We start from the raw sequence: 25,475 nt of genomic DNA on the forward strand, positions 1-25,475 counted from the left end.
ATGCCAGACATAACTCAAATTTGGTTTGAGGCATCGAGTAAGATGCAACACTATTTAAGTGGACCAAGTTATGAAACTTGGATTAAACCATCCAAACCCATTAGTATTGAAGGGAATACATTTACTATATCTACTCCAGAAAAATTCATGCAAGAACGCTTAAGAGCAAATTATGTGGATATTATTTCTGAAATTATTGAAGGTGTCACTGGCCAACGCTTTAGCATTCGTGTCATTGTGGAAGGCGAAGAAAATGATGCCTCTGCTTCAGACAATACAAAAGCGGTAACAGAGTCCCGTGCCGATTATAAACAACACGGTGAACTCAATCTTAATCCTAAATACGATTTTGATTCTTTTGTTATTGGTAGCGGTAATCGTTTTGCTCATGCAGCTTCATTGGCTGTAGCGGAAGCACCAGGTAAAGCTTATAATCCATTGTTTCTTTATGGTGGTGTTGGCTTAGGTAAAACCCATTTAATGCACGCTATTGGTCATTATGTGCTAGAGCATAATCCCAATTCACGAGTGCTTTATTTATCATCTGAAAAATTCACAAATGAGTTTATTAACTCTATACGTGATAACCGCGCAGAAGAATTTCGTAATAAATACCGGAATGTTGATATTTTATTGATTGATGATATTCAATTTATTGCAGGTAAAGAACAAACTCAGGAAGAATTTTTCCATACGTTTAACGCTTTATATGAAGAGCAAAAACAGATTATCATCTCTAGTGATCGTCCACCTAAAGAAATTCCAACTTTAGAAGATCGTTTACGTTCTCGTTTTGAGTGGGGGCTTATCACAGATATTACCCCGCCAGATTTAGAAACGCGAATTGCAATATTACGTAAAAAAGCGGATACTGATAGCTTAGATATTCCTAATGAAGTGATGCTTTACATTGCAAATCAAATCGATACCAATATTCGTGAGCTTGAAGGTGCTTTAATTCGCGTTGTGGCTTACTCATCACTTGTTAATAAAACGATTGATGCTAGCCTTGCAGCAGAAGCATTAAAAGACATTATCCCAAATTCTGCTCCAAAAATTATTACTATTGCTTCGATTCAAAAAGAGGTAGGCGAGTTTTATCATGTAAAACTTGAAGATTTTAAAGCAAAAAAAAGAACGCAGTCTATTGTATTCCCTCGACAAATAGCAATGTATCTTTCAAGGGAACTAACTGATTCATCATTGCCAAAAATTGGTGAAGAATTTGGTGGGCGAGATCATACAACTGTCATTCATGCCCATGAAAAAATTTCAACTAAGCTTAAAACTGATGAAAAACTAAGACGCGAATTAGAGTCAATTAGTAAGACTTTAAAGGTATAAGCATGCTTTTCTCCCTGTGTATAACTCATGATTTTCATGCACGTCCATCCACAGGTTATTAAAGGCTCTAACTTTTGACGCTCTAAGTACTAACGGACTTATCCACATATCCACAGGCCCTACTACTACTACTAACTTAATTATTAATATATAAAAGGAGATTCTTCCATGAAAATTACAATTAAACGTGATTATTTAATTCAAGCCCTTAACGAGGTAACACGAGCAATTTCATCAAGAACAGCAATTCCAATATTAACAGGTATCAAACTAACGATTAATGATGAAGGTGCTATTTTAACGGGTAGTGATTCTGATATTTCGATTGAAGCGTTTATTCCTTTAGAAAAAGACGATGAACAATTGATCACTGTTGAAAAGTACGGTAGCATCGTTTTACCGTCACGTTACGTGACAGACATTGTTAAACGTTTACCTAACGATGAAGTTTCCATTGAAGTAACAGAAGGTTTCCAAACATTGATTACTTCTGGAACAGCTTCTTTTACATTAAACGGTTTAGATGCAAACGATTATCCACAATTACCTGAAATTGGAAATGCACCGACATTAAAAATTCCAGCAGATATGTTGAAAAATTTAATTCGTCAAACAGCATTTGCTGTAAGTACTGTTGAAGTACGACCAGTATTAACAGGTGTTAACTGGATTTTAAAAGAAGGAACATTATTATCTGTTGCAACTGACTCACATCGTTTAGCATTACGTAAAATTAATGTTGATTTACCTGAAGAAGCGAAGTTCAATATCGTTATTCCTGGTAAAAGCTTAACTGAATTGAATAAAATTTTAGATGATACTACTGAAAAAGTAGAAGTAGTTGTTAATAACAATCAAATCCTTTTCAAAGTAACCGATGTTTTATTCTATTCTCGTCTTTTAGAAGGGAATTATCCTGATACAACACGTCTTATTCCAACATCAAATACAACAACAGTTGCGATTGCAGCTAAAAGTTTATTACAAGCAATTGATCGTGCCTCATTATTAGCACGTGATAATCGTAATAATGTTATTAAATTAGTTTCAACGGATAATAAAGAAATTGAAATTTCATCAAACTCGCCAGAAGTAGGTAATGTTAGTGAAGATTTAATTCCTGTTAGTTTTGAAGGTGAATCAATTTTAATCTCATTTAACGGTAAATATATGATTGATGCGTTACGCGTGTTTGAAAATCAAGATGTTAAAATCGAGTTCTCTGGTTCAATGCATCAATTTGTGATCCGTCCAGTTGATCATGAAGAGGGCAACGATATTTTACAGCTGATTACACCGGTTCGTACATTCTAAACAATCTAATAAACGACAAAAAAAGTTATCCACATGTGGGTAACTTTTTTTGTGTTCTAAAAGCGTTATACGCGATTTAAAGTAAAAGTAAGGACCTAAGCTCTAATGTGATTAAAATAAGAATTTAGAAGTCTCTGAGCGCTGTATGGCCTCATTTTTACAGCAGTGTTAAGAATTTACTATTTACTTTGCTATCTCTAAATGAGTTAACAAACTGTCTCTAATAAAGAACTTGCAGTTTCAGTAATAAAAAAGCGTTTTAGATGACTATAAAAAACATATAAATTAAAGGATAAAACAAGCATAACGAACACGTTAATCCACTTATAAAAAACATTATTCTTTGTATTACGACTAAAGACCATAGGCAATGTTAATAAACCAAATGGTGCGATTGGGATAGATATTATCATGATAATGGCTAATAACCAACTTTCATCAGCGTTTTTAGAAATTGTTACTTTATTTTCTGTTTGTTCTTCTTTTGTTAAATCAGCAATGGATAGTTCATAAAAAGCACTTAATTTTTTTAAAGTTTCAATGTTCGGAGTACCTGTGCCATTTTCCCATTTCGAAAGAGACTGTCGTGAAAAATTGAGTGCATCAGCAACTTCTTGTTGCGTTATTTTTTTTCGTTTACGCGCTTTTTTCAGTCGATTAGCCAGCATAATATCGCTCCTTAAAATAAAAAATGAAGTTATCTTTATTATAACAAAGACAACTTCATTTTTTACTAGTTAATTTGACTAAAAAAATGTTATTTCCCCCAAATTTAAAAATCACTTTATTTTTAGGTAAATAAGAAATACGCGTTCATATTTTTTTACTTCAGAATCAATATTGTTTTCATCAAAAGTGAATGTATTGTGTATTTTATTGGAAAATGCAATTGTTCCTAATAAGTTTTCACCTTTTTTTAATGTTTCTTTCCCTGCAAAAATACTGCTTTTATTTTTATAGACTTGGTTAGCTAAGGTGATATCGCTTAAAGAGATGTATTCTTTAGCGCTAATACCATATCTAAAATATTCTTTGTTCCCTTCAGAAAGAGTCCCTATAAAGAGACTGTCTGTTACACCTGAAAAGGTATGAGTATCTGCTTCTTGTTTAACACCATTTTGATAGCTAATAGTATAAACTTCAAGATCTAATGGTTTACTTAATTTATAAGTGGTAAGATCATCGAATAAAAATTCAAACGAGCTGTCTTTAACTGTTTTGATGGTAATTTCATTAGCATCTTTCTTAGCTTCGTCTTTATTGACAGTCTGAAAAATAATAGTTGCTACCCCGATAACGATTATTACAGAGCATAGTATAATTAATAAACGACGCATTTAGTATCAATCCCATCTTTGTTTATTTTATAATTTAAATATACATGTATTAAATAAAAAGTAACGCACCAAATAGTAGCAATACTACTTTACATAATGGCATTGGTGTTGCACTGCAGAGATAAAAGGTAATAACCTTTTAAAAGTTATAAAATAAAATTAGTATTTTTAATAGATATTTCCTCGGAAATACAAATTTTTCGCTTTAAAAGGCGTAAGCAAACCGGTAGCAAACAATTCTTTCTTGCTATGTAGTTTGAAATAGCAGACGATATTAACAGATAAAGGAGTGTGCCTATGAATAACTTTGGTGAGAAGTTAAAAATGTTACGGGAACAAACTGACATTACACAAGAGAAAGTCTCTCAAAAATTAAACGTCACAAGACAATCTGTTTCCAATTGGGAAAACAATAAAAATTATCCAGACCTAACGACCTTAGTAACTCTTAGTCAGCTCTATAATATTTCTTTAGATGATTTACTTAAAGATGAAAATAACGTGGTTAAATCCATGAAAACTGAATTGAATTCATATCGTTCTTCAGAATTAATAAAGCTGATTATTTTTTCGGTACTAGCATTTTTATTACCCATTATCGGTATTGTATTTGGCATTCTTTTGCTTTGTACTAAGAAAAGAGTTGAATATTATAGAATAGCTAAAATAATCGGTACAATTAGTTTGATATGGCAAGCTGTTCCAATTGTTCTTGCTGTAATAAATTACAGTACCTTCTAAATTGAACGTAAAAAGTACTGAAATGTGAAATTAAGTTAATTTGCCCCTTATTTTCCTTGTAACAAATTTTTAAACTATCGTGTATATCTCTATATACAGTCATAAAAACAGCATATTGCTGTTTTTTTTGACGTTTATTTGTAATCGCCTATGAAATCTAGTAAAATAGAAGTATGAATTACTAAACTCGAGGTGAGATAAATTGGAAAAAGTAAATATCAATACAGAATATATTACACTAGGCCAAATGCTGAAAATTACTGACATCATTTCTTCAGGTGGTATGGCCAAATGGTTTTTAAGCGAGCATGAAATCAATGTGAATGGCGAACCTGACAACCGTCGTGGTCGTAAGCTTTATCCTAATGATAAAATAGAGGTTATTGGCTTCGGAGAATACCAAATTTTTCAAGCTGACTGAGAGGGGCAATTATGTTTCTAGAAACGATGAGTATTGATCATTTTCGAAATTATGATCATGCCGAACTGGAATTTGGTCAAGATGTCACTTTATTTCTAGGGCAAAATGCGCAAGGGAAAACCAATGTGCTCGAAGCGATTTATACTTTGGCAATGGCTAAATCTCACCGTACGACAACAGATAAAGATTTAATACAATGGCAAGCGGAGTATGCTAAAATAGAAGGTAGAGTCCGTAAGCGCGGACAGTCTGTACCAATGAGTCTTATCGTTACTAATAAAGGGAAAAAAGCAAAAGTGAATCATCTGGAGCAAAAGCGATTAAGCAATTATATCGGTCATTTAAACGTTGTTATGTTTGCACCAGAAGATCTTTCATTAGTTAAAGGCTCACCAAGCGTTCGACGTCGTTTTATCGATATGGAACTCGGTCAGATGTTACCAATCTATCTATACGATTTAACGCAATTCCAGCGAATATTACAACAACGCAATCATTATCTCAAAAGATTACAGACACGCAAAACGACAGACACAACAATGCTTGATGTCTTGGATGAACAATACAGTGAATTAGCAGCTAAAATTACACTGAGACGTCGCGATTTTGTAGTGCAACTATCGGAGTACGCAATCCCTATTCATTCGGAAATCTCACGACAAAAAGAAACGTTAGAGATACATTATGAATCCTCAGTAAAATTACTTGAGGCGGTCGCAAAAGATAAAGAACTTGATGAAGTGCGTGCACAGTTAATCACTGATTTGCAAAGCAAGCGTCAACGTGAAATCGACCGTGGTGTATCTTTAATAGGACCACATCGCGACGATTTAACTTTTATTGTAAACGAGCGTAATGTCCAAGTGTTTGGCTCTCAAGGTCAACAGCGTACAACTGCATTAGCTGTTAAATTAGCAGAAATAGATTTGATTTTTCAAGAAACAAATGAATATCCGCTTTTGTTATTAGATGATGTATTAAGTGAACTTGATGAGCATCGTCAAACACATTTGCTAAACGCAATACAGGGTAAGGTACAAACTTTTGTTACAGCAACAGGAGTAGAAGGCATTCATCACCAAACTTTGGCGGATGCTACTTGCTTTTATGTAGAAGAAGGAACCATTAAAAAAATGGATGAGGTGGATAACGATGACAGATAAACATCTAAATGATATCGATAATAATGGTGGGGATTACGATGCAAGTCAGATTCAAGTATTAGAAGGATTAGAAGCTGTTCGTAAACGTCCAGGTATGTATATTGGATCAACAAGTGCACGTGGACTTCACCATTTAGTTTGGGAAATCGTCGATAATGCAATTGATGAAGCACTGGCAGGTTATTGTGATGAAATACATATTACAATTGAACCAGATAACAGTATTACAGTTGTCGATAATGGTCGTGGAATCCCTGTTGGGATCCAAGAAAAAACGGGTCGACCAGCAGTAGAAGTTATCTTTACAGTCTTACATGCCGGAGGTAAATTCGGTGGTGGTGGATATAAAGTTTCTGGTGGTTTACACGGTGTTGGGGCTTCTGTTGTTAATGCTTTGTCAACAAAATTAGAAGTTACTGTTTCTCGAGATGGCCAGTTGTATTACCAATCATTTGAACGTGGGAAAGTAATGGAAGACATGTCAATCATTGGTGAAACTGAAGGTCGTGGAACAAAAGTCCACTTTTATCCTGATGATGAAATTTTCACTGAAACAACTGACTTTGACTTTGATACATTAGCAGTTCGTACACGAGAACTTGCTTTCTTAAATAAAGGTTTAACTCTGATCATTGAAGATAAACGTGAGGAAAAACCGGCTAAGAAGAAATATTACTATGAAGGTGGTATTAAATCTTACGTTGAGTTCCTTAATGGGAAAAAAGAATTGTTACATGAAGAACCCATTTATACAGAAGGCGAAAAAGACGGTATAACTGTCGAAGTAGCTATGCAATATAATGGTGGATTTGCTAGCAATATTATGTCGTACGCGAATAATATTCATACGTATGAAGGGGGTACACATGAGTCAGGTTTTAAAATTGCACTGACACGTGTTGTTAACGACTACTCACGTAAGCAAAAATTATTAAAAGAGGCTGAACCAAACTTAACGGGTGACGATATCCGTGAAGGATTGACAGCAATTATTTCAATTAAACACCCTGATCCACAGTTTGAAGGACAAACTAAAACAAAACTGGGGAACTCTGAAACACGTAATATTACAGATCGTTTGTTCTCAGCCGCATTTGAAAAATTCCTCATGGAAAATCCAGATGTAGGTCGCAAAATTGTTGAAAAAGGAATTATCGCTTCTCGTGCAAGAATCGCAGCAAAACGTGCGCGTGAAGTTGCTCGTAAGAAGAGCGGTTTAGAAATATCAAGCTTGCCAGGTAAATTAGCGGATTGTTCATCACGTAAACCTGATTTGAGTGAACTTTTTATCGTCGAGGGTGACTCGGCTGGTGGTTCTGCTAAACAAGGTCGTGATCGTATGTTCCAAGCTATTCTACCTATTCGTGGGAAAATTCTTAACGTTGAGAAAGCAAGTTTAGATCGCATCTTAGCCAACGAAGAAATTCGTACAATATTTACAGCAATGGGAACTGGTTTTGGTGGCGAGTTTGATGTCGCAAAATCACGTTATCATAAATTGGTTATTATGACGGATGCTGATGTAGATGGTGCACATATTAGAACGTTATTATTAACGCTATTTTATCGTTATATGCGCCCACTCATCGAAGCTGGTTATGTTTATATCGCACAACCACCGCTGTATAAGATTGCTTATGGTCGTAAAGAACATTATGTATACAGTGATAAGGAATTAGAAACGTTCTTAGCAACTCTCCCTGAAAACACTAAATATGGCTTACAACGCTATAAAGGTTTAGGAGAGATGAATGCCGAGCAACTATGGGAAACAACAATGGATCCTGAACATCGTGTCTTGTTGCAAGTGAAGTTAGCGGATGCAATTGAAGCAGATGAAACATTTGAGATGTTAATGGGAGATCGCGTAGATCCTCGTCGTCAATTTATCGAAGAAAATGCAGAGTACGTTGATAACCTTGATATTTAAGCATCTATTACCCGGGAAATAGGAGGTTCTGATTCATGTCGGATACACCAGAGCAAAGAGTGGAAGAAGTTAATTTAAGTAAACAAATGAAAACAGCCTTTTTAGATTATGCAATGAGCGTTATTGTAGCACGTGCCTTACCAGATGTTCGTGATGGTTTGAAACCGGTCCACCGTCGTATTCTTTATGCGATGAATGACTTAGGTATGACAAGCGACAAGGCTTATAAAAAGTCTGCACGTATTGTTGGTGAAGTAATCGGTAAGTATCACCCACACGGTGACTCTGCTGTTTATGAAACAATGGTACGTATGGCGCAAGACTTTAGTTATCGTTACATGTTGGTAGATGGCCATGGTAACTTTGGTTCTGTCGATGGTGATTCTGCAGCGGCAATGCGTTATACAGAAGCACGTTTATCTAAAATTTCTAATGAATTATTACGTGACATTAACAAAGACACGATTGATTATGTTGAAAACTTTGATGGCAGTGAAAAAGAACCTGCGATTTTACCCGCACGTTTTCCAAACTTGCTTGTTAACGGTTCGTCAGGTATTGCTGTAGGTATGGCAACAAACATCCCGCCACATCAATTGGGTGAAGTAATTGATGGCGTTTTAGCACTCAGTCATAACTGGGATATCACTATCCCTGAATTAATGGAGCATGTTAAAGGACCTGATTTTCCAACAGCAGGTTACATTATGGGTGCAAGTGGTATTCGTCGTGCGTATGAAACTGGTAAAGGTAGCATTACAATGCGTTCTAAAGTCGAAATTGAAACTAAGCCAAATGGTAAAGAGACAATTATCGTAACGGAATTACCTTATCAAGTAAATAAAGCACGTTTAATTGAGCGTATTGCTGAATTAGCGCGTGAAAAACGTATTGTCGGTATCAGTGATTTAAACGATGAATCAGATCGTACAGGTATGCGTATTGTAATTGAAGTACGTCGCGATGCAAGTGCGAGTGTCATCCTTAATAACCTTTACAAGATGACGGCCTTACAAACAACGTTTGGTATTAATATGTTAGCGTTGGTCAACAATCAACCAAAAGTATTAAATCTAAAAGAAATGTTATATCACTACTTAAAACATCAAGAAGTTATCGTTAGACGTCGTGTAGAGTTTGATTTACGTCGAGCACAAGCACGTGCACATATTCTTGAAGGATTACGTATTGCTTTAGATAATATCGATGCAATTATTAAATTAATTCGAGCATCATCTTCAGATACGATTGCCAAAGAAGGTTTGATGACTCAATTCAAATTGAGTGATAAACAATCCCAAGCGATTCTAGACATGCGTTTACGTCGTTTAACCGGATTAGAACGCGATAAAATTGAAGAAGAATACCAAAATCTAGTTGCGTTGATGTCCGAGTTAGAAGGCACACTTTCAAGCAAGGAAAATCTTTTACAAGTTATCCGTGAAGAGTTGTTAGAGATTAAAGAACGCTTTAACGATATCCGCCGTACTGAAATCACCGTCGGAGATATTTTATCTGTTGAAGATGAGGATTTAATTGAGCAAGAAGATATTGTCATCACGATCACTAAGAACAACTACATTAAACGTTTGCCAGCATCAACTTATCGTGCGCAAAATCGTGGGGGTCGTGGTGTTCAAGGAATGGCAATTCATGAGGGTGATTTTGTAGAGCAATTACTTGCAACATCGACTCATGATACCATCCTATTCTTCACAAACACAGGTAAAGTATACCGAGCAAAAGGTTACGAAATTCCTGAGTTTAGTAGAACAGCGAAAGGCTTACCGGTTGTGAACTTATTGGGCATTGAAAAAGATGAAGAAATCAGTGCAATGATTTCGATTAAAGATGTACCAGAAGATCACTTTATTTTCTTTGCAACGAAGCAAGGTGTTGTTAAACGAACACAGTTAACACAGTTTGCAAACATCCGTACAAGCGGCTTACGTGCCATCGATTTACGTGAAAACGATGAATTGATTCGTGTGCAAATTACCAATGGTGCAAACCATGTTATTATGGCAACACACTTAGGTCAAAGTATTCACTTTAGTGAAGAGGATGTCCGAATTATGGGACGTACAGCTGCCGGAGTTCGTGGTATCCGCTTAAATGAAGAGGATTACGTTGTCGGGATGGAAGTTGTTAAACCAGAAGATAAAGTTTTAATCGTTACTGAGAATGGTTACGGTAAACAAACACCGATTGCACAATATTCTGTCCAAGGACGTGGTGGTAAAGGTGTTAAAACGGTAAGCATTACAGATAAAAATGGTCCGCTTACAAACATGATTACCGTTCATGGCGAAGAAGATTTGATGATTATGACGGTTGAAGGTATCCTTATTCGTATGTCAGTGGATTCGATTTCTGAAACAAGTCGATCAACAATGGGTGTGCGCTTGATTCGTTTAGATGATAACGATAAAGTTGCAACGATTGCACCGACTGAAAAAGAAGAAGATGAAGTAGTTGAAGATGCTATTGCTGTCGAAGGTGAAGTTACTGAAACAGCAGTGGTAGATGAAGCAGTTACTGAAGAAACGAATACTGATGAACCTAAAACTGAAGAATAAGTAATGAATAAATAAAAGCTGTTTCGACATCTATTGTTGAAATGGCTTTTATTATTTTTTGTAATTGTGTCTAAAATATGAACATGATTGTTAGGAAATAGGGTTGTTATAAATTGGTCGAAATTGTGTCTGCACCGTAACGTTACAATTTTTTTGTTTTTGAAAAAAAACAATTTCGATTAAATTCATTGATGACAAAGACTTGCCAAGGATATTGATGATAAAAATTGATTGAAAAAATACCCTATTAGGGTTATATTAGTGTTGGTAGTCTTTTGTCTAAAATTAAAACTTTTTGTTAATTTATTTCAGATAAAAGCATTTATAAAAGATAGGGCGAATTAGAAGTTTCTATCTAAAATATGAGAAAGTGGGGGATTATATTGGCAAAGCGTTTTAAACTGCTCTTATTAACAGGTATATTAAGTATTGCAGCATTAGTAAGCGGATGTAGTAACATAGCAGTTTTGGATCCAAAAGGACCTGTTGCAAAAACACAAAGTGGACTAATCATGTACTCAATTATTTTCATGCTTGTGATTGTAGTAGTCATAATGATTTTACTTGCCGTTATGCTCGTTAAGTATCGCGAACGTACGAACTTATCAAACTACGAACCGAATATGCACGGAAGTTTAAAATTAGAAGTTATTTGGACGGTTATTCCGGTCTTAATCGTCATTGCCTTAACAGTTCCAACCGTTAAAGCAATTTATTCTTTAGAAAAGGCACCTAGTGTAACTAAAGATCAAAAGCCGCTTGTTATTCATGCAACATCAGCTGACTGGAAATGGTTCTTTAGCTATGAAGATAGCGATATTGAAACAGTTAACTATGTAAACATTCCTGTTAACCGTCCTGTTGAGTTTAAATTGGTAGCGGCTGACACAATGACATCTTTCTGGGTACCTCAATTAGGTGGTCAAAAATATGCGATGACTGGCATGCAAATGGACTTGTTCTTACAAGCCGATCATGAAGGTACTTATAAAGGACGAAATGCTAACTTTAACGGCCGTGGATTTGAAGGTCAAAAGTTTGACGTTGTCGCTCAATCTGATGCTGACTTTAATGCATGGATTAAAAAATCTCAAAAAGCGCCTAAACTAACTCAGGATAAATACGATAAAATGTTAATTCCTGGTCACGAAGAAGTACAAACTTTTAGTGGAACACATTTAGGTTTTGCTAATCATGTAACGGATCCGGAATATGTTTTCTATGCATGGAAGAGATATAACTATATCCCATTGAATCCGCACAACCCGAACCAAAAACAAGAACTTTCAGACAAACCTTTACTACCAGCACGTAGTAAAACAATTACAAATGCTCGATACACAGAAGATGGTAAGATGAAACATGGACCAACAACTGCTAAAACATCGCAATAAAAAGGATGTTTGAGAGCGAGATAATTTTTAACAATTCAGAGGAGGTTCAAAACAAATGGCGGACATTTTATCTGTATTAAGTGAGTACATCATTACTGGTGACCCACTTATACTGGGAGCACAAATTTCCATTGTTTTTGCTAGTATTGCGATAGTAGCAGGCTTAACATACTTCAAAAAATGGAAATGGTTGTTCAGTGAATGGATTTCAACAGTAGATCATAAACGCATCGGTGTAATGTATATGATTTCTGCAATTATCATGTTATTCCGTGGAGGCGTTGATGCATTAATGATTCGTACCCAATTGGCTTTGCCAGGTATGAAATTTTTAGATGCACAGCATTATAACGAGGTATTCTCGACACACGGTGTTATTATGATCATCTTTATGGCAATGCCTTTCTTACTTGGTTTAATGAACCTTGTAATGCCATTACAAATTGGGGCGCGCGATGTCGCTTTCCCAGTATTAAACAACTTAAGTTTCTGGGCGTTCTTCTTAGGCGCAATGCTATTCAATATTTCATTTGTTGTCGGTGGTTCACCAGATGCTGGTTGGACAAACTATGCGACACTTGCCACAACACCATTTAATGCAGGGTATGGTATCAACTTCTACTTACTCGGTATACAGTTATCTGGTGTGGGTACGTTAATGACAGGTATTAACTTTATTGTTACTATAATGCGTATGCGTACAAAAGGTATGACATTATTAAACATGCCAATGTTTACTTGGACAACTTTAATTACAAGTTTAATCATTATTCTAGCTTTCCCAGTATTAACAATTGCTTTAGCGTTACTTACATTTGACCGTTTATTCGGTTCAGCATTCTTCACACTTGCACAGGGTGGTATGCCAATGATGTGGGCTAACTTATTCTGGGTATGGGGTCACCCTGAGGTGTATATCGTTGCGATTCCTGCATTTGGTATCTTCTCAGAAATTATTGCAACCTTCTCTAAAAAGCGTTTGTTTGGTTACAACGCAATGGTTGGTTCAATCTTAGCGATTTCATTTTTAAGTTTCTTAGTATGGGTTCACCATTTCTTTACTATGGGTAATGGCGCGGCAGTTAACTCATTCTTCTCAATTACAACAATGTTGATATCCATCCCAACAGGGGTTAAGATATTCAACTGGCTCTTTACGATGTACAAAGGTCGGATTTCGTTTACAACACCAATGATATGGGCAATTGCCTTTATCCCTAACTTTGTTATTGGTGGGGTAACAGGGGTTATGCTTGCAATGGCAGCTGCGGATTATCAATATCATAATACGTACTTCCTTGTTTCGCATTTCCATTATGTTCTAATAGCAGCGACAGTATTTGCTTGTTTTGCTGGTTTCATTTATTGGTACCCATTAATGTTTGGGCATAAATTAAATGAACGTATTGGACGTTGGTTCTTCTGGTTCTTCATGATTGGGTTTAATGTCTGCTTCTTCCCTCAATACTTCTTGGGATTAAACGGTATGCCTCGTCGTATTTACACATACAGTGCAGCTGATGGCTGGACAACATTGAACTTTGTTTCTTCTATAGGAGCATTATTAATGGCGATTGGTTTCCTTATCTTGGCTTACAACATCTACTACAGCTTCCGTTATTCAAAACGTGAAGTTAGCGGAGATGCTTGGGGACAAGGACGTACGCTTGAATGGGCAACAACGTCAGCGATGCCACCATTCTACAACTTTGCGGTTGAACCTGAATGGAATGATCATGATGATTTCTATACACAAAAAGAGAAAAATAAAGTGCGTCAATACACTGAAAAAGACTATAAACCAATTCATATGCCAAGTAATACATATTTTGGTATCGCAATTTCATTCTGTATGTTTATCGGTGCAGCTGGACTTGTATTCTACTGGTATTGGTTAGGAATTGTTGGTTTAATCGGTATCTTCGCTTGTATGATTTACCGTTCATTCACATCGGATGATGGTTATTACGTATCAGTTGAAGAAATTGCTGCAATTGAAAATAAAATCAAAGCAGATCAAGCAGCAGATAAGGGGGGTGAAGCATAATGTCAGCACATCAAACTGATGTCAATAAACCTTTGGAGTACCAAGATCATCAAGGTCGTTTAAATATCATTGGCTTTTGGATTTTCTTAGGTGCTGAGGTAGCGCTTTTCTCTACGCTATTTGCTACTTATTTCGTAATGAAAGCTGGTGGTTCTGATGCCGGCTTCCATCCAGCGGATATGTTTGAACTGCCCCTAGTATTAATTATGACTTTCTTGCTTCTTGCAAGTAGTTTCACATGTGGTCTTGCATTGCATGCCATGCGTGATCAAAAATGGGGTCAATTTATGACCTACCAAATCATTACGCTAGTATTAGGTATTGGCTTTGTTGGTTTTGAAATTTATGAGTTTGCACACTATGTTGGCGAAGGCGTAACATTAAGTGTTGGATCATATTGGTCATCGTTCTTTGTCTTACTAGGAACTCACGGTGCCCACGTTTCTTTAGGTATTTTCTGGATTATCGGGTTATTAATCCAATTTAAAATGCGTGGTGGAATGACACCTAAACTTGCTTCTAAATTCTTTGTTTCAAGTCTTTATTGGCACTTCTTAGATGTTATCTGGATCTTTATTTATACAGGTGTTTACTTATTCGGACTTATGCAATAGAAAAGGAGGTAAGGAATATTATGGCAGAAAAAACTTCAGCAAAATCACATAGTGGGTTTCCCTGGAAACACGTTATTGGGTTTGTTTTATCAATCGTTTTAACTTTGTTAGCCGCTGTTGCCGCTTATTCTGGTTTAAGCGTTAATATTATCCTTGTGTTTATCTTCATCATGGCATTTGTACAAGCAGGTATCCAACTGTTCATGTTCATGCATGTGAATGAAGAAGATGCGGATCACACGCAATTGGGGAACTTCCTCTTTGCGGCAGTTATCGCTGTTATTATTGTAATTGGCTCATACTGGGTTATGGAAATGGCTCACGCGAACCACCTTATGTAAGTATTACTCGCTGACTCTCTGCAATAGAGAGTCAGCATTTTTTTATCAAAAGATGGGAGGTTAACTATATGCCCTTTAAGCGAACACTCTTGATAATTTTAGAGTTGGTCATTGTCTTTTTCGTAGGTTGGTTTTTAAGACATTCAGTCTCAGTTGTGGCAGGAACAGCTTTGGTAATTATCGGAACACTCTGTGTTATGTGTTTATGGTACCTATATCCAAGAGTAACTGGCAAAACAAAGCCAAAGTGGCAAAAGATCGTGATGGTTATAGCTGACGTGAGTTTAGTGGCAATCAACGGCTTATTGTTGAAATAATCTGACTATTTAAATACTAGTCTCAGGTTGTTGACAAGTGCTTGTTTTACTGTTAATCTCGTAATTAATATTAAAAATAAAGGGGATGGATGCGCGGTGTGGGAAAATAAATTTGTTAAGGAAGGTCTAACATTCGACGATGTTTTGTTAGTTCCGGCTAAATCGAACGTATTACCAAATGATGTTGATTTAAGTGTTGCTTTAACACCGACTCTTAAATTGAACATTCCAATTATCAGTTCAGCAATGGATACTGTAACAGAAGCTAAAATGGCGATTGCAATGGCACGTCAAGGCGGGTTAGGTGTTATTCATAAGAACATGTTGATTGAACAACAAGCCGAAGAAGTTGAAAAAGTTAAACGTTCTGAAAGTGGCGTTATCATTGACCCATTTTATTTAACTCCAGACAATCAAGTTTTTGATGCAGAACACTTGATGAGTAAATACCGCATTTCAGGCGTGCCGATTGTTAACAATCGTGAAGATCGTATTCTTGTTGGTATTATCACAAACCGTGATATGCGTTTCATCCAAGATTATTCAATCTTAATCAATGATGTTATGACTAAAGAAAATCTTGTAACAGCAAAAGTAGGAACAACACTACAAGAAGCTGAACAAATTCTTCAAAAACACCGTATTGAAAAATTACCACTTGTTGATAATAAAGGTGTTTTGAAAGGTTTAATTACAATTAAAGATATTGAAAAAGTTATCGAATTTCCAAATGCAGCCAAAGATACGCTGGGTCGTTTACTTGTTGCCGCAGCTGTTGGTGTTTCTAATGATACTTTCCAACGTGCCACACAGCTTGTAAAAGCAGGTGTTGATGCTTTAATCATCGATACAGCACATGGTCATTCTGTTGGCGTAATGAAAAAATTCGAGGAAATGCGCGCTGCATTCCCTGACACAAACATTATTGCTGGTAACGTAGCGACAGCAGCTGCTGCTCGTGACTTATTTGACCTTGGTGTTGATGTTGTCAAAGTTGGTATTGGTCCTGGTTCTATTTGTACAACACGTGTTGTTGCAGGTGTGGGTGTTCCTCAAATTACAGCGATTAATGATTGTGCTTCTGTTGCCCGTGAGTATGGTAAAACAATTATCGCTGATGGTGGTATTAAATATTCAGGCGATATCGTAAAAGCAATCGCAGCTGGTGGGAATGCAGTAATGTTAGGTAGTATGCTTGCAGGTACTGATGAATCACCAGGTGATACAGAAATATATCAAGGTCGCCGTTTTAAAACATACCGTGGTATGGGTTCATTAGCAGCAATGGAAAATGGTTCGAAAGATCGTTACTTCCAATCTAATACAGATGCTAAAAAATTAGTACCTGAAGGTATTGAAGGTCGTATGGCTTACAAAGGTTCATTATCTGATGTTATCTTCCAATTAATCGGTGGTTTACGTTCAGGTATGGGTTATACGGGTTCTGATAGTATCTATGATTTAATTGAAAATGCTCAATTTATCAAAATGACGGGTGCTGGCTTACGTGAGTCTCATCCGCATGATATTCAAATTACAAAAGAGGCTCCAAACTATAGTATCCAAAGCTAGTTAAAACTAAAACAACTGTTTGAACAGTGTGAACTTAAAATTCCGTAAGGTATCTAAGTGACACCGTCAACAGTTGTTTTTTTGAATTAGAGGATAAAAAACTATCATTAAAAATGACTGTTTTAAAACGATTAAGGGGGACAAATAATGAAATTGATAATTGAGACGGATGTAATGGCAACGATGCGTGATGGTGTAAAATTGGCAGCCGATATTTATCGACCTGATGATAATAAACGTTACCCGGTTTTATTGAGTCGCCTACCTTATAATAAGACCTATTCATTTGATTTTATGAGACCACACGTCTTAGCGAGCCAAGGTTATATCGTTATTTTACAAGATGTACGTGGTCGATACGCATCTGAAGGTGTGTTTGAAGGCCCTTATATCGCGGAACAAACTGATGGTTACGATACTGTTGAATGGGCAGCAACATTGCCTTATAGTGACGGTAAAGTAGGCATGCTAGGCTTATCTTACTTTGGGTACACACAGATGTTAGCTGCGATGACGCAACCGCCACATTTAACTGCAATTGCTCCCACGATGAGTCAAAATAGCTTTACGGAGGTCAGTCAAGACCATAATGGTGCAACTGAACTATCAATGTGGCAAACATGGAGTTTAGAAAGTATCGCAGCCAACCTATTGGAAAGAACCTATACAGATCCTAAAGAATTGGCAACAAAAAGATTAATCTTACAAAATAACATTACGAATATTCCCTACACTTACGATAGTTATCCTTACGAACAGTGGCAACCTATTACCAGTCTATTTCCTGATTTTTACTTGTTTGATATGTACCGCAAGCCATTAACAGATCCATTTTGGGATAAAATTACTGTTAAAAATCAGTATGAGAAGGTCAAAACGCCTGGTTTACACATCGCTGGTTGGTATGACTGCTTTTTAAAAGGGACGCTTGAAAACTTTAAAAATGGTCAGCAAAAAGGGTTGGGAGATCAGTTAATTATTGGCCCTTGGGTGCATGGTGATTTTAGTGCACGTAGTGGTGAACTTTATTATGGAGAGCAAGCACGAGCAGAACTCTATCGTTGGCACCTTGAATGGTTTAATCACCAATTAAAAGGTCTACCGTTGATGGATTCAACACCCGTACGCTATTTTACAATGGGAACAAATGAATGGCATTCTGCAACGACCTGGCCTCCAGCGAACACTAAAGAAAAACGCTATTATTTAAATCGTCGTGAGCTCGTGTTAGAGCGTTCTGCATCAGAAAGTTCACTAAGTTATGAACACGACCCTAAAAGCCCTGTCAGGACACGTGGGGGTGTAACATTCATGCATGGGTTGGAAGTTGAGGGTCCGAAAGAGCAATTGCCAATTACTTCATTAAAAGATACGTTATCTTTTGAAACAGAAGCTTTAAAAGAGCCTTTGAATGTGACGGGGAATGTGCGTGTTTTATTGGAAGTAAGTACAGATGCTACCTCTGTTGATTTTACAGCTAAATTGAGTGACGTATATCCTGATGGTACAGCTTATAATTTAACAGATGATATTGTGAGAATAAAACACGTTAATAAAAATGAAAGATTCACCGTTGAAATTGAATTGTGGGGAACGAGTAATGTCTTTTTAGAAGGTCATCGTTTAAGGTTGGATATAGCTTCTAGTAACTTCCCACGCTTCGATGTTAATCCAGGAACGGGCGGTTCATTTTTCGATTCAACAGAAACAGTGGTAAGCAAACAAACAGTTTATGTGGGTGGCAACAACATTTCCCAGGTAATTTTACCGATTGTTACTTTTTGATAACAGGCTGTAATAGTCGTCATATCACTACTATTAAGGGTTGGAATGTGATAAAATAGCCTAGTAATTGCACAACTTAAGTGTGCGAATAAAATAGGAAAATATAAGATACTGGAGGCCCTTGATTACGATGTACTTTAAAAAAATCATTACGTTTATGTTAGTTACAGTAGTTGCAACAACATCATTCATTTTGCCTGCGCAAGCAGCGTCAAAAACAAAAGCACCACTTGATATTCAGGCAAATGCGGCCTTTATGATTGAAGCCTCAACTGGAAAAGTGTTATACAATAAAAATGGCGATAAACAATTAGGAATTGCTTCAATGACTAAGATGGTTACCGAATATTTATTGATGGAAGCTATTAAAGAAGGGAAAATTAAATGGGATGATCAATTACCAATTTCAAAATCAGCCTATAATGTTTCTCAGGATAATACACTTTCTAATGTACCTTTACGACAAGATAAAACCTATTCAGTTCGTGAATTAACAGAAGCAATGTCTATCTATTCAGCAAATGGTGCAACGATTGCAATTGCTGAAAAATTAGCCAATGGTGATGAAAATAAATACATTAATATGATGGATAAGTTAGCTAAAAAACTTGAATTGGGTCCTCATAATTTTGTGAACTCAACAGGTTTAAGTTACGAAGATATTCGTGGGAAAACAACTCAAAAAGATAAAGGTGAAAATGAATTAACAGCTCGTGGTGTTGCAAAATTATCACGTGCATTAATCCTTGATTATCCTGAAATTTTAGATTTTGCTAAAGTAGAAGAAAAAAGTTTCCAAGCGGGGACTTCTGATGAAATTAAAATGGAAAACTGGAACTGGATGTTACCAGGTCTGATAAATTCTGATAAGAACTTACCTGTGGATGGTTTGAAAACGGGGACCACTGATCATGCAGGCATGACGTTCGCCGGAACTGCTGAGAAGAATGGTATGCGTTTAATTACAGTTATTATGAATGCAAAAGATAAGAAAAATCCTAAAGACGAACATAGTGGTATTCGTTTTGTTGAAACGGCTAAAATGATGAACTATGGCTTTAACAATTATGATTTGATTAGTAAAGGGCTTGGTAACCAATTTAAAGTTAACGTTTATAAAGGCGATAAGTTGACTGAAACATTGACTACTCAAAAAGAACCGAAATTTGTTGTTCCTAAAAACGCTAAAGTTGAGACAGCTGCCAAAATGACTTTAAAAGAAGATAAAACAAATAGCAACGGTGAGCTTGTTGCGCCAGTTGCAAAAGGTACTGTTGTAGGCAAAGCAGTTGTTGCAGCGAATGATCCGTTTAACTATGGTTACCTCGATAATTCTGAGGGTGTAACAATTGATGTCATCACAGATCATGATATTGAAAAAGCCGGTTTTTTCCTTCGTAGCTGGCGAGTGACTAAAGACGGATTAAATGTTGCTAAAAACTACGTTGTTGATGGAGCTAAAGGTTGGTTTAAGTAGGTCTTTGTTATCAAGTTACTAATGAACCTTTCTATTTTTATGAAAGTATTGTAGAATGGTTGTAAGTTAATAGATAAAACGATGATAAGAAATAGTAATAGAGGTTGTTGTTGCAAAGAGAGTCAGTGGTTGGTGTGAACTGATGAATAACCCTTTATGAATCCATCTTTGAGTGAACAGTGGAATGAGCGTGCTCTATTAAATTGTTCCGGTGATAAGCCGTTAAACAAATTAAGTGGGAAAACAAAGCAATTGTTTTGTTTTCCAATTAGGGTGGCACCGCGATAGATACTCGTCCCTTCTTGTTATGACAAGAGGTAGGACGAGTTTTTTTATACACAAATTTATTTAGGAGGTTTTACAAAATGTTAGATATCAAGGTTTTAAGAACGGATTTTGAAGGTGTAAAAGCCAAATTGGCACATCGTGGTGAAAATTTAGGTGACCTCGAAAAATTTCCAGAGTATGATACTTTGCGTCGTGAGTTAATCATTAAAGCAGAGGAGTTGAAGAGTGAACGAAACCGTGTATCGGGTGAAATTGCTAAGAAAAAGCGTGCGAAAGAAAATGCTGACGCTGAAATCGCTGCAATGCAAACAACAGGTGAAGCGATTAAAGCTTTGGATGAACAATTGGTGGAAGTTAATACTAAATTAAACCAATTAATGTTATCTATTCCGAATATTCCACATGAGTCTACACCGATTGGTGAAACAGAAGATGACAATATTGTTATCCGTACAGGTGGTACACCACGCGAGTTTAACTTCGAACCAAAACCACATTGGGATTTAGGAACAGATTTAGATATTCTTGATTTTGAGCGTGCGGGTAAAGTAACAGGTAGCCGTTTTGTATTCTATAAAAAAGCGGGTGCACAATTAGAGCGTGCGTTAATTAACTTCTTTATGGACATTCATGCAAGTGAGCATGGGTATGAAGAGATGTTACCGCCGTACATGGTAAACCGTACAAGTATGACGGGAACAGGTCAACTTCCTAAGTTTGAAGAAGATGCGTTCTTAATTGAGGATAACGACACTTTCTTAGTGCCGACAGCTGAAGTTCCTGTGACAAACTATCACCGTGATGAGATTCTTAAAGCGGATGAACTACCCATCAAATATGTAGCTTACAGTGCGTCATTCCGTTCAGAGGCAGGTTCTGCAGGTCGTGATACGCGAGGTCTTATCCGTCAACATCAATTCAATAAAGTTGAAATGGTTAAGTTTGCTAAGCCAGAAGACTCTTATGCGGAGTTAGAAACATTAACACAAGATGCAGAGGATATCCTTAAGCGTTTAGAGTTACCGTATCAAGTCTTGAGCATGTGTACTGCAGACTTAGGTTTTACAGCAGCTAAGAAATATGATATTGAAGTTTGGATTCCAAGCCAAAATGTTTACCGTGAGATTTCTTCATGCTCAAACTTCGAAACGTTCCAATCACGCCGTGCGAATATTCGCTTCCGTCGTGAAGTGAATGGTAAAGTAGAATATGTGCATACAATCAACGGTTCTGGTTTAGCAGTTGGCCGAACAGTCGCTGCAATTATGGAAAACTATCAAGAAGAGGACGGTACAATTACAGTACCAACAGCCTTACAACCTTATATGCGTGGTCTTAAAACAATCAAGTGAGAAGGAGTCGAATAAATTTTGTCGAAACAAATAACGTATTATTTTATCCGTCATGGTAAAACTGAGTGGAATGAACAAGGTTTAATGCAAGGATGGGGAGATTCACCGCTCATTCAAGTTGGAATTGATGGTGCTAAGGCAGTAGGAGATGTGTTAAAAGATGTTGATTTTAACGCTTGCTTTACTAGTACAAGCGGTCGCACACAACAAACCGCTGATTATATTTTAGCGAACCATTCAGATGTACCCCGTTATGCGAAACCTGATCTACGTGAAATGTACTTCGGTATTTGGGATGGAATGTCATCAACAGCAGCTAAAGAGTACGAAGAATTCCATACGATGCGTGACACACCCGCGAAGTATCGTGCGCAAGTAAGTGGTGGTGAAACCTATCAACAAATGTTAGACCGTACAATGCGAGTATTAAAACGTATTGAAGAGACGGATGTTGAAGGAAACGTTCTGATTGTTAGCCATGGTATGGTATTACGTCAGTTGATGTATGTACTAGGTGGTGGCGATTGGCGTGAACACCGTGATAAGAGTGAAAATATCCTTAATACGAGCATAAGCATTGTTGATTATAAAGATGATACATACACTGTTCGTGAAGTGAATAAGATAGACCACCTTGAAGGTTTAGGGTTGGACTAAAAATTAAGTGAGTTAGTATAATGGCTTAGTTTTAGATTACTTTATTTAAAAGCTAAAAGCATCGTAATGACATGATATAAATGTCATTACGATGCTTTTTTTGGGTGAAATAGCAAATACTCATTTGAAAAATTGATAACCAGACGTTACAGAATTTCATCGTGCTTTTCCAATCTCTACAGTTCTGACCAGCATATTTTACTTTTAATGTTGTTCTCTAGCAAAAACCAAACAACTACAGCAAAATTTCAAAAATAACATTTTGATAAAAAGAATCAAACTTTTATTTTCTCCAATTTTTTTGTAGCTGACCGTTTGTTTTACTTTTATTTTTTTCTCCAGTAAAATATGCCAAAACTTGTGAGATTTCAAAGCAACTCCCAGCGATAAAAATAATCGCCGGTCGTGCTTTTCCAATCCCTACAGTTCTGACCGACATATTTTACTTTTAATGTTTTCCAGTAAAAAAGCCAAACAACTACAGCAAAATTTCAAAAATAACATTTTGATAAAAAGAATCAAACTTTTATTTTCTCCAATTTTTTTGTATCTGACCGTTTGTTTTTACTTTTAATGTTCTTGTTCTCTTAAAACGACGCGCATGATTTTACCAGAGTTTGTCTTAGGGAGTTCATCTACAAAACTAATTTTACGCGGATACTTGTAGGGTGCGGTAATCTTTTTAGTGAAGTCTTGTAATTCCTTAACTAGCTCATCTGAAGCGGTATAGTTTTCTGTTAATACAATGAATGCTTTGACGACAGCGCCGCGTAATTCATGTGGGCTTGCAACAACACCAACTTCTTTTACAGCAGGATGTTTGGTTAAAGCGTCTTCGACCTCAAAGGGTCCAATTGTATAACCCGAGCTAACGATGATATCATCGTTACGACCTTGGAACCAAAAATAATTATCTTCATCATAAGTGGCGCGGTCACCGGTTACGAAATAGTCGCCGCGGATAGCTTTAGCTAAACGTTCAGGTTCTTTGTGATAGGTCTTAAATAAGGCGGGATAACTGCGTAAAATAGCAATATCACCAACTTCACCTGGTTTTACACGTTGTCCATTATCGTCAATAACGTGTGTGAATTCTGGTAGGAGAGGTTGCCCCATTGAACCTGGACGAATTTCTGCATCTTTAAGTGTTCCGATAATCAATGTGCTTTCTGTTTGTCCATAACCATCACGAACTTTGAGCCCAAATTGATCGTTAAATATTTTGATGACCTCACGGTTGAGTGGTTCACCTGCTGAAACAGTACTGCGTAAATCAGGTAGTGTGAAGCGTGAGAGCTGCTCAACTTTTGCAATTAAGCGGTATTCTGTTGGTGTACAGCATAACACGTTAATATGATGCTTTTCTAAAAGAAATAATTGTTTTTCAGCGTTGAAGCGACCTTCGTAAAGGAAACCAGTTGCTCCGCGTCCTAAAACAGATAAAAAGGGTGTCCAAATCCATTTTTGCCACCCTGGACCAGCAGTCGCCCAAACGATATCGGACTCACGTATGTCTAACCAGCGTTCAGAAGCAGTACGTAGATGGGCAAAACCCCAGCCGTGAACATGAACAACACCTTTGGGATTGCCAGTGGTTCCTGAAGTGAAACCAATCAATGCAGGATCGTTACTTTTGGTAACAATATTAGTAAAGTTACTATTTTCATTCGCACTTAGTAAGTCGAAATTTTCCCAGTTAGTGAGTTTTTCACCCACACTTATTTTGAGCGTTAACTCAGGACAATCGGCAGCTGCTTTGGACACTTCCTCGTGGTAATCATGATGAGAAATGACACCTTTAATGTCAGCGAGTTCAAAACGTAACTTCAAATCTTTTGCTTTTAACATTTCTGAACCTGGGCTAATAACAGCGCCAACTTTCCAAAGAGCGATATAAGCGATATACGTTTCAATTGAACGATGCATCATTACGAGAAACCCATCACCTTTTTTTACGCCTTTTTTAACCAAAGCGTTTGCAAGTTGATTCGCTTTATTGAGCAATGAACGATAGCTGATTTTTGTGACATCGCCATTGTCTTTCTCCAAAATAAGCGCTGTTTTATCTGAGTTGTATTTTTCAATGTCATCGACAATATTGTAATTGTCAGGTGCAAGTAAATCATTTAATTCCATTTTTTAACACTCCCTCTTAGTACCTGATACTAATGACAGGTTATCATTTTCTGACAATTGAGTCAACAGTTGAATCTCGAGAAATTTTAAGTAATATATGATAAATTAGAACAGAGACGTAAAAAGGAGTTAATTATGACGACAAAAGAAGAGTATATGCAGATGGCATTGGAAGAATCAAAAAAAGCAGAAGCAATCGGAGAGGTGCCTATTGGTGCTATTGTTGTTTTTGAAGATAAAGTTGTTGGACGTGGGCATAACTTGCGTGAAACGAGTCAAGAAGCAACGAGCCATGCTGAAATTTTGGCTATTCAAATGGCGTGCCGTGAGATTGGCTCATGGCGTTTGGAAGAATGCGATATTTATGTCACATTAGAACCTTGTCCAATGTGCAGTGGTGCTTTAATTCTTTCGCGTATGCGTAAAGTTTATTATGGTGCAGCTGATGAAAAAGCAGGTGTTGCAGGAACTTTAATGAACCTACTAACGGATGAACGTTTTAATCATCAATGTGAGGTGGAGTCAGGCGTGTTGGAAGAAGAATGTGGTCAAATATTAACGAACTTCTTTAGAGGGATCAGAGCACGACAAAAAGAAGCAAAACGGTTACGTCGCTTAGCTGCTGAAAAAGAATAAAAAAAACTCCATTTCTGGAGTTTTTTTATT

General features: G+C 36.7%; 21 protein-coding genes and 1 other annotated feature. Of the genes, 18 read left to right on the plus strand and 3 right to left on the minus strand.

Annotation, left to right across the window (positions count from 1 at the left end):
- Both dnaA and dnaN read left to right on the plus strand, forming a co-directional pair.
- Nucleotides 1–1,344: a chromosomal replication initiator protein DnaA gene (gene dnaA, locus V6S17_RS00005; RefSeq protein ID WP_029091328.1), complete on the plus strand. Its 1,344-nt coding sequence runs from the start codon at nt 1–3 to the stop codon at nt 1,342–1,344.
- 168 nt (nt 1,345–1,512) lie between these two features.
- Complete coding sequence (gene dnaN, locus V6S17_RS00010) at nt 1,513–2,658, plus strand: DNA polymerase III subunit beta (RefSeq protein WP_029091327.1); 1,146 nt, start codon at nt 1,513–1,515, stop codon at nt 2,656–2,658.
- A gap of 206 nt (nt 2,659–2,864) precedes the next feature.
- Here the strand turns inward: dnaN and V6S17_RS00015 are convergent, their stop codons facing one another.
- Nucleotides 2,865–3,326 carry a helix-turn-helix domain-containing protein gene (locus V6S17_RS00015; protein ID WP_051535961.1) on the minus strand — a complete coding sequence of 154 codons (462 nt, stop codon included), beginning with the start codon at nt 3,324–3,326 and terminating at the stop codon, nt 2,865–2,867.
- 111 nt (nt 3,327–3,437) lie between these two features.
- Nucleotides 3,438–3,995, minus strand: a complete 558-nt coding sequence (locus tag V6S17_RS00020; protein WP_029091326.1) for a hypothetical protein — start codon at nt 3,993–3,995, stop codon at nt 3,438–3,440.
- A gap of 297 nt (nt 3,996–4,292) precedes the next feature.
- Here V6S17_RS00020 and V6S17_RS00025 point away from each other — a divergent pair, with 297 nt between their 5' ends.
- The 15 genes from V6S17_RS00025 (at nt 4,293) to V6S17_RS00095 (ending at nt 22,673) form a co-directional block, all read left to right on the plus strand.
- Nucleotides 4,293–4,736, plus strand: coding sequence for a helix-turn-helix domain-containing protein (locus V6S17_RS00025; RefSeq protein WP_051457270.1), 444 nt, complete (start codon nt 4,293–4,295; stop codon nt 4,734–4,736).
- A 202-nt stretch (nt 4,737–4,938) separates the two neighbouring features.
- Nucleotides 4,939–5,157: a S4 domain-containing protein YaaA gene (yaaA, locus tag V6S17_RS00030; protein ID WP_029091325.1), complete on the plus strand. Its 219-nt coding sequence runs from the start codon at nt 4,939–4,941 to the stop codon at nt 5,155–5,157.
- An 11-nt stretch (nt 5,158–5,168) separates the two neighbouring features.
- Nucleotides 5,169–6,320, plus strand: coding sequence for a DNA replication/repair protein RecF (gene recF / locus V6S17_RS00035; RefSeq protein WP_029091324.1), 1,152 nt, complete (start codon nt 5,169–5,171; stop codon nt 6,318–6,320).
- Nucleotides 6,310–8,250, plus strand: a complete 1,941-nt coding sequence (gyrB, locus tag V6S17_RS00040) for a DNA topoisomerase (ATP-hydrolyzing) subunit B (RefSeq protein WP_029091323.1) — start codon at nt 6,310–6,312, stop codon at nt 8,248–8,250. The genes recF and gyrB overlap by 11 nt, the downstream gene beginning before the upstream one ends.
- Before the next feature lie 35 nt (nt 8,251–8,285).
- Nucleotides 8,286–10,829 (plus strand): DNA gyrase subunit A, encoded by a 2,544-nt coding sequence (gene gyrA, locus V6S17_RS00045; protein WP_029091322.1) that lies wholly within the window; start codon nt 8,286–8,288, stop codon nt 10,827–10,829.
- 383 nt (nt 10,830–11,212) lie between these two features.
- Complete coding sequence (gene qoxA / locus V6S17_RS00050) at nt 11,213–12,223, plus strand: cytochrome aa3 quinol oxidase subunit II (RefSeq protein ID WP_051457488.1); 1,011 nt, start codon at nt 11,213–11,215, stop codon at nt 12,221–12,223.
- A gap of 55 nt (nt 12,224–12,278) precedes the next feature.
- A complete protein-coding gene (qoxB, locus tag V6S17_RS00055) occupies nt 12,279–14,270 on the plus strand; it encodes a cytochrome aa3 quinol oxidase subunit I (RefSeq protein ID WP_051457489.1) in 1,992 nt (663 codons plus the stop codon).
- Nucleotides 14,270–14,884, plus strand: a complete 615-nt coding sequence (gene qoxC / locus V6S17_RS00060) for a cytochrome aa3 quinol oxidase subunit III (protein WP_029091321.1) — start codon at nt 14,270–14,272, stop codon at nt 14,882–14,884. Before qoxB ends, qoxC begins: the two co-directional genes overlap by 1 nt.
- Nucleotides 14,885–14,904: 20 nt before the next feature.
- Nucleotides 14,905–15,225, plus strand: a complete 321-nt coding sequence (gene qoxD, locus V6S17_RS00065; protein ID WP_029091320.1) for a cytochrome aa3 quinol oxidase subunit IV — start codon at nt 14,905–14,907, stop codon at nt 15,223–15,225.
- 68 nt (nt 15,226–15,293) lie between these two features.
- Nucleotides 15,294–15,542 (plus strand): hypothetical protein, encoded by a 249-nt coding sequence (locus V6S17_RS00070; protein ID WP_029091319.1) that lies wholly within the window; start codon nt 15,294–15,296, stop codon nt 15,540–15,542.
- Nucleotides 15,543–15,638: 96 nt separating this feature from the next.
- Nucleotides 15,639–17,114 (plus strand): IMP dehydrogenase, encoded by a 1,476-nt coding sequence (gene guaB / locus V6S17_RS00075; RefSeq protein WP_029091318.1) that lies wholly within the window; start codon nt 15,639–15,641, stop codon nt 17,112–17,114.
- A gap of 147 nt (nt 17,115–17,261) precedes the next feature.
- Complete coding sequence (locus tag V6S17_RS00080) at nt 17,262–18,899, plus strand: CocE/NonD family hydrolase (RefSeq protein ID WP_029091317.1); 1,638 nt, start codon at nt 17,262–17,264, stop codon at nt 18,897–18,899.
- Between the two features lie 130 nt (nt 18,900–19,029).
- Nucleotides 19,030–20,376, plus strand: coding sequence for a D-alanyl-D-alanine carboxypeptidase family protein (locus V6S17_RS00085; RefSeq protein WP_036027163.1), 1,347 nt, complete (start codon nt 19,030–19,032; stop codon nt 20,374–20,376).
- Nucleotides 20,377–20,448: 72 nt separating this feature from the next.
- Nucleotides 20,449–20,679, plus strand: a binding site (T-box leader).
- A 62-nt stretch (nt 20,680–20,741) separates the two neighbouring features.
- The gene (serS, locus tag V6S17_RS00090) at nt 20,742–22,016 is read left to right on the plus strand and encodes a serine--tRNA ligase (protein WP_029091315.1); all 1,275 of its coding nucleotides are present in this window, start codon (nt 20,742–20,744) and stop codon (nt 22,014–22,016) included.
- An 18-nt stretch (nt 22,017–22,034) separates the two neighbouring features.
- Nucleotides 22,035–22,673, plus strand: a complete 639-nt coding sequence (locus V6S17_RS00095) for a histidine phosphatase family protein (RefSeq protein ID WP_029091314.1) — start codon at nt 22,035–22,037, stop codon at nt 22,671–22,673.
- 570 nt (nt 22,674–23,243) lie between these two features.
- Here V6S17_RS00095 and V6S17_RS00100 read toward each other — a convergent pair.
- Entirely contained in the window at nt 23,244–24,809 is a 1,566-nt protein-coding gene (locus V6S17_RS00100) for an acyl-CoA synthetase (protein WP_029091313.1), read from the minus strand.
- 135 nt (nt 24,810–24,944) lie between these two features.
- Between V6S17_RS00100 and tadA the strand changes: the two genes are divergently transcribed.
- Complete coding sequence (gene tadA / locus V6S17_RS00105) at nt 24,945–25,445, plus strand: tRNA adenosine(34) deaminase TadA (RefSeq protein ID WP_029091312.1); 501 nt, start codon at nt 24,945–24,947, stop codon at nt 25,443–25,445.
- The last annotated feature ends 30 nt before the right edge of the window (nt 25,446–25,475 follow it).

Origin of the sequence: Brochothrix thermosphacta DSM 20171 = FSL F6-1036 (genome assembly GCF_036884295.1) — a bacterium.
In the GTDB taxonomy this organism is placed as follows: domain Bacteria; phylum Bacillota; class Bacilli; order Lactobacillales; family Listeriaceae; genus Brochothrix; species Brochothrix thermosphacta.